General features: G+C 28.6%; 18 protein-coding genes and 1 pseudogene. 7 read left to right on the top strand and 12 right to left on the bottom strand.

Annotation, left to right across the window (positions count from 1 at the left end):
• Nucleotides 1-202: 202 nt before the first annotated feature.
• The 5 genes and pseudogenes from XJ44_RS09525 to XJ44_RS08940 form a co-directional block, all read left to right on the top strand.
• Nucleotides 203-277, top strand: a pseudogene (locus XJ44_RS09525) (DarT ssDNA thymidine ADP-ribosyltransferase family protein); the annotation flags it as partial.
• A 68-nt stretch (nt 278-345) separates the two neighbouring features.
• Nucleotides 346-510 (top strand): hypothetical protein, encoded by a 165-nt coding sequence (locus XJ44_RS09295; protein WP_158071842.1) that lies wholly within the window; start codon nt 346-348, stop codon nt 508-510.
• A 3-nt stretch (nt 511-513) separates the two neighbouring features.
• Nucleotides 514-1251, top strand: a complete 738-nt coding sequence (locus XJ44_RS08950) for a hypothetical protein (RefSeq protein ID WP_077198792.1) — start codon at nt 514-516, stop codon at nt 1249-1251.
• A gap of 45 nt (nt 1252-1296) precedes the next feature.
• A complete protein-coding gene (locus XJ44_RS08945) occupies nt 1297-1707 on the top strand; it encodes a hypothetical protein (protein WP_077198791.1) in 411 nt (136 codons plus the stop codon).
• Nucleotides 1708-1740: 33 nt separating this feature from the next.
• On the top strand, nt 1741-2184 hold the full coding sequence (locus tag XJ44_RS08940; protein ID WP_075666623.1) for an RNase H family protein: 444 nt from the start codon (nt 1741-1743) through the stop codon (nt 2182-2184).
• A gap of 370 nt (nt 2185-2554) precedes the next feature.
• Here the strand turns inward: XJ44_RS08940 and XJ44_RS08935 are convergent, their stop codons facing one another.
• The 5 genes from XJ44_RS08935 to XJ44_RS09480 all read right to left on the bottom strand — a co-directional run bounded on the left by XJ44_RS08935 (nt 2555) and on the right by XJ44_RS09480 (nt 5250).
• On the bottom strand, nt 2555-3445 hold the full coding sequence (locus tag XJ44_RS08935; protein ID WP_198927389.1) for an endonuclease NucS domain-containing protein: 891 nt from the start codon (nt 3443-3445) through the stop codon (nt 2555-2557).
• A 321-nt stretch (nt 3446-3766) separates the two neighbouring features.
• Nucleotides 3767-3925, bottom strand: a complete 159-nt coding sequence (locus tag XJ44_RS09290; protein WP_158071841.1) for a hypothetical protein — start codon at nt 3923-3925, stop codon at nt 3767-3769.
• A gap of 48 nt (nt 3926-3973) precedes the next feature.
• Nucleotides 3974-4165, bottom strand: a complete 192-nt coding sequence (locus tag XJ44_RS09285; RefSeq protein ID WP_158071840.1) for a hypothetical protein — start codon at nt 4163-4165, stop codon at nt 3974-3976.
• A gap of 399 nt (nt 4166-4564) precedes the next feature.
• Nucleotides 4565-4666, bottom strand: coding sequence for an NAD(P)H-dependent oxidoreductase subunit E (locus XJ44_RS09420; protein WP_233119552.1), 102 nt, complete (start codon nt 4664-4666; stop codon nt 4565-4567).
• 86 nt (nt 4667-4752) lie between these two features.
• Complete coding sequence (locus XJ44_RS09480) at nt 4753-5250, bottom strand: hypothetical protein (protein WP_075666621.1); 498 nt, start codon at nt 5248-5250, stop codon at nt 4753-4755.
• Here XJ44_RS09480 and XJ44_RS08920 point away from each other — a divergent pair.
• Nucleotides 5219-5563: an MFS transporter gene (locus tag XJ44_RS08920; protein ID WP_077198789.1), complete on the top strand. Its 345-nt coding sequence runs from the start codon at nt 5219-5221 to the stop codon at nt 5561-5563. The genes XJ44_RS09480 and XJ44_RS08920 overlap by 32 nt on opposite strands.
• A 398-nt stretch (nt 5564-5961) precedes the next feature.
• Here XJ44_RS08920 and XJ44_RS08915 read toward each other — a convergent pair whose 3' ends face one another.
• The 4 genes from XJ44_RS08915 to XJ44_RS09410 are packed head-to-tail and all read right to left on the bottom strand — an operon-like array spanning nt 5962 to nt 8588.
• Complete coding sequence (locus tag XJ44_RS08915) at nt 5962-6894, bottom strand: ABC transporter ATP-binding protein (protein ID WP_077198788.1); 933 nt, start codon at nt 6892-6894, stop codon at nt 5962-5964.
• Complete coding sequence (locus XJ44_RS08910) at nt 6891-7634, bottom strand: ATP-binding cassette domain-containing protein (protein ID WP_077198787.1); 744 nt, start codon at nt 7632-7634, stop codon at nt 6891-6893. The genes XJ44_RS08915 and XJ44_RS08910 overlap by 4 nt, the downstream gene beginning before the upstream one ends.
• Nucleotide 7635: 1 nt before the next feature.
• Complete coding sequence (locus XJ44_RS09415; RefSeq protein ID WP_233119551.1) at nt 7636-8064, bottom strand: hypothetical protein; 429 nt, start codon at nt 8062-8064, stop codon at nt 7636-7638.
• Nucleotides 8065-8087: 23 nt separating this feature from the next.
• Nucleotides 8088-8588 (bottom strand): ABC transporter ATP-binding protein, encoded by a 501-nt coding sequence (locus XJ44_RS09410; protein ID WP_077198785.1) that lies wholly within the window; start codon nt 8586-8588, stop codon nt 8088-8090.
• Between the two features lie 631 nt (nt 8589-9219).
• Here XJ44_RS09410 and XJ44_RS08895 point away from each other — a divergent pair.
• Complete coding sequence (locus XJ44_RS08895; RefSeq protein WP_077198784.1) at nt 9220-9591, top strand: hypothetical protein; 372 nt, start codon at nt 9220-9222, stop codon at nt 9589-9591.
• A 226-nt stretch (nt 9592-9817) separates the two neighbouring features.
• Here the strand turns inward: XJ44_RS08895 and XJ44_RS08890 are convergent, their stop codons facing one another.
• From XJ44_RS08890 to XJ44_RS08880, 3 genes are all read right to left on the bottom strand, one after another.
• Nucleotides 9818-10267 (bottom strand): RNase H family protein, encoded by a 450-nt coding sequence (locus XJ44_RS08890; protein WP_077198783.1) that lies wholly within the window; start codon nt 10265-10267, stop codon nt 9818-9820.
• Between the two features lie 228 nt (nt 10268-10495).
• Nucleotides 10496-10741 (bottom strand): NAD(P)H-dependent oxidoreductase subunit E, encoded by a 246-nt coding sequence (locus XJ44_RS08885; protein WP_077198782.1) that lies wholly within the window; start codon nt 10739-10741, stop codon nt 10496-10498.
• Nucleotides 10742-10764: 23 nt separating this feature from the next.
• A complete protein-coding gene (locus XJ44_RS08880; protein ID WP_269844029.1) occupies nt 10765-11361 on the bottom strand; it encodes a bifunctional acetaldehyde-CoA/alcohol dehydrogenase in 597 nt (198 codons plus the stop codon).
• Nucleotides 11362-11394 lie beyond the last annotated feature (33 nt).

Raw genomic sequence — 11394 nt, 5'->3', positions numbered from 1 at the left:
TTTTCCTCTTTTTGGCCATTTGTATTTTACCATTTACATTTTTAAATCTTTCATCTACTTTAATTCCATTTTGATCACTCTAAATATCCAGCGATTTCGCCTTTTTTAAATAAGATATTTTCTAGAAATTTAGCAATAAAAAATGGATTATTAAAAACGATTACGCAGATGAAAAAGTTCAAAAGCAAGGAAGTAAAAAGTATTACATGATTATGTTCATTTTTATTTAAATCCAAGAAATGCTATGCTTTATGAATATTTTGTTTGTGAAACTTAAACGTTTAATTAAAGTAATTGCTCCTGAATATGTAAGTTTGGCAACAATCAAAAATATTGTAAAAAATTATGAAAAAAATATACAAATTCCACAAGAAGTTGATTGTATTAAAGATTTATTTTTTAGAAAACATGTTAATTGAATTTTTAGTATTAGACATGATTCATTTTATACTATTTGTCAGATTTTATCAACACAAAACGTATATTAATACGGATAGAAAGGAGGAATGATATATGACAAATAGCGATATTATGGAAATCAATGTTTTAATAAAATCATTACCAAAAAAAGATTTTATGGAAATAGTTGAAGAATCATTCAAACAGGCATTGAAATCAACAATTAATCATAAGATAGTTTCATTTAAATACTTCTTAAAAGATATAACAAAAGTAAGCTTTCTAACCACAAAATTTGTGTTTAGGCTACTAACTGGAAAAATTTCATTTAGTGATGTGATTTTAAATTCTAAAAAATTTGTGTATAAAAAGTACAATAATTTTAAAAAATTGAGTTTGAAAAAAAAGAAAGAAAAAATAGCAAATTTAACAATTTATTTTCTCACCGCATTGTTAGTAGGTGGTGGAATAGATTTTGAAGGAGGAATTCCTGATTTAGATTTAAAGACTGGAATAAAAAACCACAGAAACATAATAACACATACCATTATTGGATTATTTCTTTTGGAATTTATGGCAAGATTTTTGTTCAAATTAGTTCAAAAAACTACATGGAATAAAGAAAATATGGTTTTAAGGACAATTTACGAAATTTCCTTAAAAGAAGAAGAGTTTATAAATGGTGCATGGCTAGGATTATCCTTTCATTTATTGAAAGATGCAGGTTTATTTCAAAAAACAATAAAACCGTATTCTGGTATTAGAGGACACACCATGGGATTTCATAAAAGTTTGTTTTTAGGAAATTCAATTCTAGCTGCTATTTTTTCAAGAAAAAATGAAAAAATATAAGTAAAAATATCATTTAAAAAATAATATTTGTTAAGGAGGGAAAAAATGAAAGTAGTTTTCAATAGAAATATCTATAAATTTACTCATGATTATCCCGCATTCGCAGCTTTTATGACAGAAACTGAATTGAGACAAAAATATTATTTTACGTATCCAACTAAAAATTTTTATATTTCTTCATATGTATGTCCAATATGTGGCAATCAATTATTCAAAACAGTTTTTCATAACGACTTTGAAATTGAAACAGAAGATGGAAAAATATTAATTCCAAGAATTTTTACTTGTGGAAAGTGTCAAGCATTTTTTGCCCCAAAACCTGGGTATAGATTAAGTTCAAACAATGGTTATTACTTAATTTTACCGGAAAAAAATTATATTGAATATTTATTAACCATGGATAAAGTGGGCTCAAAAATTGGCAGAAGAAATACCTTATACAATGAACCATTTTAGGTGTAAAAAAACAATTTGAAGAGGGGAGATACTTTGGTAACAATTTATGTAGATGGTTCATGGAATTGTGAAATACCTGATATAGCTGGATGGGGATTTGTAGCATTAAGAGGAAAAACTATTTTAAAAGTAAAAAAAGGGATAGTTCGAGGAAATACATCTCTAAATTCAACATATGGAGAATTTACATCGGTTATAAAAGCACTTGAATGGGCTTTGTCACGAAATATAACTGAAGTTACAATAGCTTATGACTTTCTACCTATAGAAAAACTAGCTATAGGCAAAATGAAACCATATTCTGAGATTTCATTGTATTATCTTAAAAGTATTAATTATTTCAAGCAATATATGAATATTTATTTTAAAAAGGTTAAAGCTCACTCAAGAGTTGAATACAATGAATGGGCTGATTCTCTTGCCAAAAGAGCTATTTCGAAAAAAATTGTTTTTGGATATAGATTATATCAATGTTAAAGTATATTCTGTCAATACCGTAAAAAAAACATGAATCCCAAAACAGAGTAACAAGAAATATCTCTTTCCAAATATTTTCTAATACCCAACAAGATTTATATCGTTAACCCTACTTTACTCAAATTATTTCTCTATATATTACACTAGCTACTATGATACAACATATATTGTTCAGTTTTAAGATTTTACAATGAGGAGATGTGCTAAAAAAGACTAAGCAACCAACATTTCTATTTTTTATATCATCATAACTTTTCAAACTTAAAATAAATTTTATCGAACATCTCGAAAAATCTTTTAAAACTTATATTTTTAACTATTATATTTTAATTTAAGACCATTAAATCTTAACATTTTAAGTTAACTAACTTTAAATGATCGTAAAGCTCAACATTTTCAAGAGTTCCTCGAACGAATATGCATTATTAACATCTAGATTTTTAAAACAATATTTTACATACATAATATCACTTTTAAGAATCTTTGCTTTTGGAAAATCTTTAGCAATTAAAACACCTCCAATTACTTCTTTTCCAATTTGTTTTAAGTAATTATGCAACTGTTCTATGTCATTTGTATTTGCTCTTTTTGTCTTAATTTCTACTAACACATATCTATTCGTTGCTATTGGGTATTTCAATTTTATAAAAATGTCAACAAATCCTTCAGGTAGAGCCTTTTCCCCAAGAACTTCAAAATCATCTACTGAGAGATTCTTACTAAAATTTTCTAATACTTCTTTTAACAAGAAATCTTTTATTTTTTTACGCACTAATGATTGAAGAATAAATTCATGGAAAGGAAATTCAAAAGGAATTTTCTTAGTTTTTTTATTAAAAACTATTTTTGGTGTAAATGTTTCAGAAAGTATTTCTAATGGCTCTGGAACTATTTTATTCATTCTTCCCATAGTAGAAACATTATGAAGTGTCGTTAAATCTGCTTGAAAGTGAGTTTTTTTATATCCACCTCTTAGTAACAGATTTTCAGCCACATATGCAAATTCGGCTTTTACTAACGGTTCATCCAAATCTCTTACTTTTTCTAAATGCAATCTGAAAGGAAAATAATACGTATTACCTGAATTTCTAAATTTTATTGAAGGCCAAGGAGGCAAGTTTTCTGCGTTTTTATAAGCTACTTTTTTAGTAACACGATACAAATCTTTTATTCTAGCACCATAAAGAAAAGAGATATAGTCTCCTATGCTTATATCAGAATATGTCCAAAATCCGTTAATACTATTTGTAAACCCCGCCAAAGTATATTTCTTACATAATTCAAGATTTTCCCTATTTGAAATAGAAACTAAAAAATAATTAATTTCTGAGTTTGTTATTTTACAACCTCCTCTTTTGAAAATTTATTTTACAAGTTTAGAATGATACCACAATTAGAATTATATCATAATTATAGTATAGAAAAAATTATCTGATAGATTATTTAAAATAAAGTTTTAATTCTTTTTAGCAATTTTCTTGAACAAATCATACCAGATCGATCCAAATCGATTAGTTTATATCATTTTGTCAATAAAATTTTATGCTTAAAAGTATTTCACGATACTTCTCTATAAGCATAACTAAATATTCTTTCTAATCATATAAAGCCATTCTTTATTAGAAATGTCCACAAAGTTCAGTTGTAATACCTCACGTCGTTTTTGTAAAAGTTCATCTTTTGCTTGTAACATATTTTTCTCGCCTTCATATCCAAAAATTTGATTAAAAATCCTCTTCAAAAGTCTTATGGAAACTATTTCTTTTTTAAGCTTACCTTGATATCCTTCCTAATATTTCTTTACTGTCCTTCTGTCTATCCTGTATATCCTGGCTAATTCAGAAAAGTTCGATCTCAAATCCATCCCCTTAACATTTCCAAATGTTGTTTGACTTTTTCCATTTTTGGTATTCCCCCTTCCTTTGGAAGGATACCATTTATGTACATTTTTGTGCATTTTTATTTTCCTCTTCTTGGCCATTTTTATTTTACCATTTACAGAAGGTTAGTGAAAAAAATAAGATTCTTTGTCGATAACGCTCCTCAGAATGACAAAAAGGAAGGAGCCTCTCAGAATGACAGAAAAGATTATGCCCTCTTCTTTCTATTTTTGAAACAGACTAAGATACAGTTTTTTATTTTTACAACATTTACTTTACACTGCATTCTTTTTCCACTTTCTAACATTATTATACTACTTTTTATTACTTTTTCGATACAATTTTTTTGTAAGTTTTTGGCAAAAAGGCATATGTTAAATTAAGAATCATATTCTATTGTTATCCTAAATATATCCAAAGAACATCATCCTTAACGTAACGTCAGAAATAAAAGAAGGGGCTTTTTAAAGCCCCTTCTTTTATAAACATTTTTATGAGTATTACTTTTTATTTTTTACCAAATTTAATATTATATCTTTCAGTTTTTCAGGAGTCATATCTTGGTAAAATTCATTGTCTATTTTAACTATTGGTGGTTTCATTTTTTCATAACACGTATTAAAACAAAGATTATATTTAAGATCCAAAGACTCTTTGATATCTTTTGGAAGATCATTTAAAGCTTCTATTAATTAGGAGGCACTTTAAACCACAACATGTTTTCACGCCTTTCTGCAATTGTTTTAATGTTCAACAAATGTTTAACTCCAACATTTTCACTTACGGAATTGCCACCCCATGAACCACATCCTAGAGTTAAAGAAGGTTCTAATTTAAAGTTATACACATCTCCTATGGCTCCTTGAGAAGATGGCATATTTATTAATACCCTTCCTGTTTTTAATTTACTTCCAAAATAATCTATTCTATCCTTGTTAATTTGATCTGTATACAAAACAGATGTATGTCCCATTCCACCAAACTCCACTAATTTAACAGCTTTATCTACTGCTTCTTCAAAATTTCTTGCTCTATACATCGCAAGTGTAGGTGACAACTTTTCATATGAAAAAGGCTCTTCAGAACCTATCTTTCCAACTTCTGCAATTAATACCTTAGTTATTACAGCAGATTTTAATGGTCTTGGCCGGCCATTGACGGTATTATTAAGTGATAAGTTTGGCATTTTAAAAGTAATGATAGTAACTTATATAATCCGAGTAATAATACTACTCTTATTTCCCATTTTCGTTGTAAACTTTATCACTTTATGTATTGCGGTCGCAATAACAGGATGGGGATTTGCTGTGAACCTGGCACTTTTCCCCGTTTTAACGGCAGAATATTTTGGAACAAAAAATTTAGGGGTTAATTACGGCTTAATATTTACAGCCTTTGGTGTAGGAGCAATATCACCGACAATAGGTTCTTGGATATATGATTCAACTGGCAATTATTCTTATGTCTTCATATCCGCTGGTTTTCTTTTTGGCATTTAAACATTTCTATGTATACTTCTTTTGAAAAAATTGAGTTCTTATAAACTGTTGGAAAATCACACTGGTGAATAATTTTCAAGCTATATATTTATATTTTCTGCATTTTGCATTGTTTAAAATATAAGGATTTTAAAAAGAGAGTGTTGGAAAAGTTAGTGTCTTTTGTCATTCTGAGCGCGTATGCGCGAAGAATCTTGGATGATATTCCTTCTTTCTTGTCATTCTTAGGTGCAAAGTACCGAAGAATCTTTTCTTTTTACTAACCTATCTAATCTATCCAATCTTCCAACACTCGCAAAACTTCTAACTCACCAGTATTATCATCCTGAGCATAGTCAAAAGAGCTTACTCTTTCCTTGGTTTCTTGAATTTCGTTTTTTAGCTATTTTTCAATTCAATTAACCAACAACTTCTTCAAGCTGTCTTGCAGCAGTAATTCCTGTACGAACAATATCCCATACACCCATTAGTGTAAATAATTGATATCTTATTAATGTAAATAAATTAAAAAGAGCATAAAATGTTCCTGGATCACTTAATACTACCCCGCGATATATAATAAAAAGATAAAATACCATTGAGATCAAATCACGAATCATAAAACTAAGAATAAAATCGTTAAAATACAATCTCTTTTTATATTTCCAAAATGGATCGGTTGTCTTTTTATAAAGATCCATTTCAAAGTTATATGCTTCAAACAATTGTATTTCCTCTATACCCTTGAACATATCTGCTACATATGATTTGATCTCTAAAAAATTGTCCTCGATGATTTTAGAATGTTTGTAATAATAAACATTTGCCCCCCATAAAGAAAGTAGAATTAAAATACCAAAAAATATCATAAACAAACCTGAAATACGATCTAAAGTATAAATTGTTACCATATAAAAGATTACTTTAAATATAAAAACAATTCCACCTAAATCAGCATAATTAGAAAAAGGTTCCAACAAATTTTCAATAGTTCTCAACGAATTTTCTGAGTAAAACGCAGGTGGTTTCTTAGAAAACTCCGTAAAATCTTTGTTCATTATTCTTTCATAACAATATTCACCAAGGTACTTAAACCCTCTTCCTTTATTGAAGGAAACAAAAGCTTTATCAAGAATAATCAATATATGACTTATCAAAACTGCTATTATTAACAACAAACCTTTTAAAAAAAAGCTATTACTTTGGGAAACAGCATAATTTATGATGTCTTTGCTTAAAATAGTAGTATATGAGACTATAAGTCCCGATATAATCCCAAATAAATTCATTAAAATTATCATAAACATTAATTTTTTAGGGATTTTAAAGAACCATCTTATTAATTCTCTCATATACTATCACCCTTTCTAAATTTCTTAGTCAACTCTTGCTCAGCTTTAAAAAATCGTTTTAAAAGACTATCTTGTGAATGTTCATGATATTTTCCTCTTTCAACAATTTTCCCATTTTCAAGTACAGCAAATTCATCTGTCAATGAAAGAATACTAAACCTGTGTGAAATCAAAATCAAAGTTTTGTCCTTTACAAAATCTCTGATATTATTTATAACTTCTTTTTCAACAAGTTTATCAACACCCTCAAGTGGCTCATCAAGAATAACAATTTCTGGTTCTCTGAGTAATAATCTTGCAAGCGCTATTCTTGTTCTCTCACCGCCAGAAATATAACTTCCATCACTCCCAAGAACTGTGTCAAGATCTCTATTTTGCATAAACTTTTTCAAGCCGGCTAATTCAAGAGCTCTATACATTTCTTTGTCTGTCACATTTGGATTTGCAATAAGAAGATTGTCTCTGAGTGTTCTATTAAAAATATGCGCTCTTTGACTCAAAACTCCAAGGATTTTATACCATTCCTCAAACTCGGATAAAGGTTTTCCATTAACTAAAATCTTTCCCTTATGTGGTGATATATACTTTAAAACGAGCCTTATAAAAGTTGTTTTCCCTTCTCCACTTGAACCTACAATAGCCACTTTTTCACCACGAGTTATTTCTAAATTAAAGTTGCCTAATATTTTTCTGCCCTCATATTCAAAAGAAACATTTATAAATTCTAATTTTTCGAACATATTATGCGTCCTCCTTTAAATATTTTTCATAAGCTATTTTTGCTCTTGCAATTATCCAAGAAATATAATCTGTATCTTCTATGTACACTTTAGAATAACTTTGTAATCTTTCAATGTAAATAACAAGCATAATAGCTCTCCCTACAGAAAGGTTTCCAGAAAAAACTTGAAAACCCAATAAAAATATAACAAGAGGCATTATTAAGATTACTCCAAGTTCGTATGATAAACCAAATAGTATTTCAGTTTTTCCAAATAAGTCGTACGCCTTCTTTAAACGATCCAACGCAGTTGAAAGCCATTTAAAGGTTAAAGGAAAAGTTTCATATGCCTTGATATCCTCATACCCGGAATATAGATCTGAAAACACTTCTGAGACCTTATATTCTGCTTTACTCATTTGATCAGCAATTTTTTCTTCTTTGTGCATTTTTTTATTACTCGATATACCTGTCAAAAAAAACCTACTAAAGCTATAACCCCAACTTTCCAACTATTAAAAATTATCATTCCAACAGTAAGTATCATCATAACTGGCAGGATAAAAACATACATTGAAAACGTACCATAAAAGAATTCGAAAATATGTTCAAAACTAAAAATTTTATCCATTTCTTTTTCAGGAACAAAATTTTCGTTTTTTCTTTTTATTACACTTGATATTGATCTTTCAAACAAAAAACGCGGTCCTTCTACCAGAGAAAAGGCTCTTCGCATAACTTGAGTTATCTGTTGCAATGTGAAAACTACAATATAAATTAACGCATATACATAAAACGCATCTAATGCTTTTTTATTTCTAAAGTTATCCACTATTCTTCCAAGAAAGATCGGGAGCACAAATGATAGAAGCATTGTCAAAACATAAATAACATCAATAAAAAATTTTTTCAAAAAAAGCTTCTTTGAAAGAACTTTATGAAATAGGAAAAAGTATTTGTAAAATTCCTTCACATAAATCCCTCCATTTTTTAAAATTTGCAACAAAAAAGCTCCGGCAACCCGGAGCTTTTTAAAATTGACTATTTATTAATACAACATTTGCACTAAATCAAGTGCAAAAATCCTATATACAAAACCTTTACACCTTTATCCGAATAAAAGTGCAAGTATCTTTGTCCCAACTTTGGTTGCCGCATTATTTTGTATTAAATTGTCCCGAAAACAAACTTACTCTTTCTCATACTCTTTCCCCCTTGACTATGAAGAAATATAACAACTACGTGAAATCATAACACATAAACTAAACATCGTCAAGCTACTATGGAGCTGTTTTAAAAATATAAACTTTTCTCACTTTTTGTCATTCTGAGGAACGAAGCGGGTGAAGGATCTTAAATAACAAGTGTCAGAAATGACATTTATTCACTCATCATCATGAACAACTGCAAAAGAGCTTTTTCTTATGTAGGAAATCATGAAAATTAATTGTCAGAAATGAAAAAGTTTTTTCGTTATATATAAATGGAAAAGCAATTGATACATTTTTACAGGGAGGTGAGAAAGGTACGATTAATTTTATTCTAATGCAGCCTTTTAAACATTTATCAGAAAGTTTAAAACAACTTAGAAAGGGGTTAAAGATATGAAAAAACTCTGGATTTTGATGATTATAGTTCTAATTGTAGGTGTTCTTCAAGCTTATACTATAACTTCAGCTGTTGAAGCTCAAAGTTTAGCTAAAAAACACGCAAATGAAGATGTTAACAGAATCATGCCATTTTTTGGAGGAGTACTTTTTGGACCATTGGCACCTTTATATCACTATATAGCCACTCCAGAAGTTCCAGCTAATAGACTCATTCAAATAAAAGAAATGATTCCAAAAGATCAAAGCTATTTGTTTGACGTTTATGTACAAACATATAGAAACGAAGTGAAAATGTTAAAAGCAAATTCAAGTTGGTTAGGATGGGCAATATGGATCGTAACAGTCCTTGCAATTTCTAACGCTTAGTTGATTAATTGATTTTTTCTATATTTATCTCCTTCAGCAATATTGCTGAAGGAAATTTTTATTATTTAATGTATTCTTTTCTTCCTTTTTAACCATAAACATTGCTTTTCGAACACTTTCTATAACTTTAAAGAAAAATATTGAGACATAAAAAAATTATATAAGTATGTTGTCAATTAACAAAATATGGTCTTAAAGCATGTAATTATACATTGTCTTTTGGTTTTCATCTTTTTAATTTATTTTTTAGAATATTTGGAAATACATTTTTTATGTAATCATTCAATTTTCCTCGTGATAACTTATCAACCATATTGTTAAATTCATCATTTAAATGTGCTTTAACCTTTTTGAAAGAAACATTCAATTGTCTTTTCAACGTTACCAAGTTCCTTATATAATCATTAATTATTCCATTTCTTGTTCTTATACAAGAAGACGCAAATATTGGTATTTTATTATAATCATGAACAATTGTTACACTCGTTATACCTTTTGTTTTACAATATTTCAAAGCTCTTACTACGCCCAGCAGTTCAGCCACTACTGAATTCCCTCCTTTTATCATCTTGGTTCCTTTTCTAACATCTATAATTTCCCCGTTCTCAACAACACAAAAAGCATAACTTGCTACTTTATACGTATCTGAATAAGAACCATCTACATATATGGTCATTACTATCCCCCTATTAATTAAAATATATTAACACACCGTATAAACACAATACCACATAAATTATACAGTTGGTAAAAGAAAATTTAAAATTATGGTTATCCTTAAGACATAGGAGATCTTCCAAATAAAGGAGTACTTTTAAGATTAACAGCAGCAACTTTACTTGACATTAGAAATAAAAGAAGGGGCTTTAAAAAGACCCTTCTTTTATAAACATTTTTATGAGTATTATTTTTTATTTTTTACCAAATTTAATATTATATCCTTCAGTTTTTCAGGAGTCATATCTTGGTAAAATTCATTGTCTATTTTAACTATTGGTGGTTTCATTTTCTCATAACAAGTATTAAAACAAAGGCTATATTTAAGTTCCAAAGATTCTTTAATATCTTTTGAAAGATCATTTAAAGCTTCTATTAATGTTGATGAACCCATAAGATGACAAGTTGTTCCAACACAGATCTCTATTTCCATAGTATTCCCTCCTTTTCATATATTTATAACTTACCATGGTATGCGTTAATGTATAATTGTTTAATCTCAGAAATTAATGGATATCTTGGATTAGCCGGTGTACATTGATCGTCAAATGCGTATTCTGCTATCTGGTCTAATCTTGCATAAAATTCTTCTTCAGAAATACCAAGATCTTTTATGGCTTTTGGAATATTTAATTTTTCTTTTAATTCCTCAATAGCCTCTATTAATTTTTTTACCTTTTCATCTTGAGTTTTTCCTTTTAAGTTTAGATAATCTGCTATTCTAGCATATCTTTCTTTTGCAATAGGATATTTATATTGTGGGAATGCCGTCTGTTTTAAAGGTTTATCTGTTGCATTATATTTAATAACATGAGATATAAGTAATGCATTGGAAAGTCCATGAGGAATATGGAAAGCCGAGCCTAATTTATGCGCCATTGAGTGACATAATCCAAGGAATGCATTTGCAAATGCCATATCAGCTATACAAGATGCATATGCCATTTTTTCACGGGCTTTTACTGCTTTTCCTCCAAATTCATAGGATTCAGGTAAGTATTTAAATATCAATCTTATTGCTTCAAGTGCCAATCCATTAAAAGCTTTATTAATACAAATACTATTATATTTCTAATATTATCAACA

Origin of the sequence: Thermosipho affectus, assembly GCF_001990485.1 — a bacterium.
Lineage (GTDB): Bacteria > Thermotogota > Thermotogae > Thermotogales > Fervidobacteriaceae > Thermosipho > Thermosipho affectus.
This window is presented reverse-complemented; position numbering and strand designations above follow the sequence as displayed.

Bases quoted from the DNA above. Each gene is read 5' to 3' on its own strand.
- XJ44_RS09295 (WP_158071842.1), top strand. From the start codon at position 346: ATGAAAAAAATATACAAATTCCACAAGAAGTTGATTGTATTAAAGATT.
- XJ44_RS08950 (WP_077198792.1), top strand. From the start codon at position 514: ATGACAAATAGCGATATTATGGAAATCAATGTTTTAATAAAATCATTA.
- XJ44_RS08945 (WP_077198791.1), top strand. From the start codon at position 1,297: ATGAAAGTAGTTTTCAATAGAAATATCTATAAATTTACTCATGATTAT.
- XJ44_RS09285 (WP_158071840.1), bottom strand. From the start codon at position 4,165: ATGGCCAAGAAGAGGAAAATAAAAATGCACAAAAATGTACATAAATGG.
- XJ44_RS09420 (WP_233119552.1), bottom strand. From the start codon at position 4,666: ATGAAACCACCAATAGTTAAAATAGACAATGAATTTTACCAAGATATG.
- XJ44_RS09480 (WP_075666621.1), bottom strand. From the start codon at position 5,250: ATGCCAAACTTATCACTTAATAATACCGTCAATGGCCGGCCAAGACCA.
- XJ44_RS08915 (WP_077198788.1), bottom strand. From the start codon at position 6,894: ATGAGAGAATTAATAAGATGGTTCTTTAAAATCCCTAAAAAATTAATG.
- XJ44_RS08910 (WP_077198787.1), bottom strand. From the start codon at position 7,634: ATGTTCGAAAAATTAGAATTTATAAATGTTTCTTTTGAATATGAGGGC.
- XJ44_RS09415 (WP_233119551.1), bottom strand. From the start codon at position 8,064: ATGCACAAAGAAGAAAAAATTGCTGATCAAATGAGTAAAGCAGAATAT.
- XJ44_RS08895 (WP_077198784.1), top strand. From the start codon at position 9,220: ATGAAAAAACTCTGGATTTTGATGATTATAGTTCTAATTGTAGGTGTT.
- XJ44_RS08890 (WP_077198783.1), bottom strand. From the start codon at position 10,267: ATGACCATATATGTAGATGGTTCTTATTCAGATACGTATAAAGTAGCA.
- XJ44_RS08885 (WP_077198782.1), bottom strand. From the start codon at position 10,741: ATGGAAATAGAGATCTGTGTTGGAACAACTTGTCATCTTATGGGTTCA.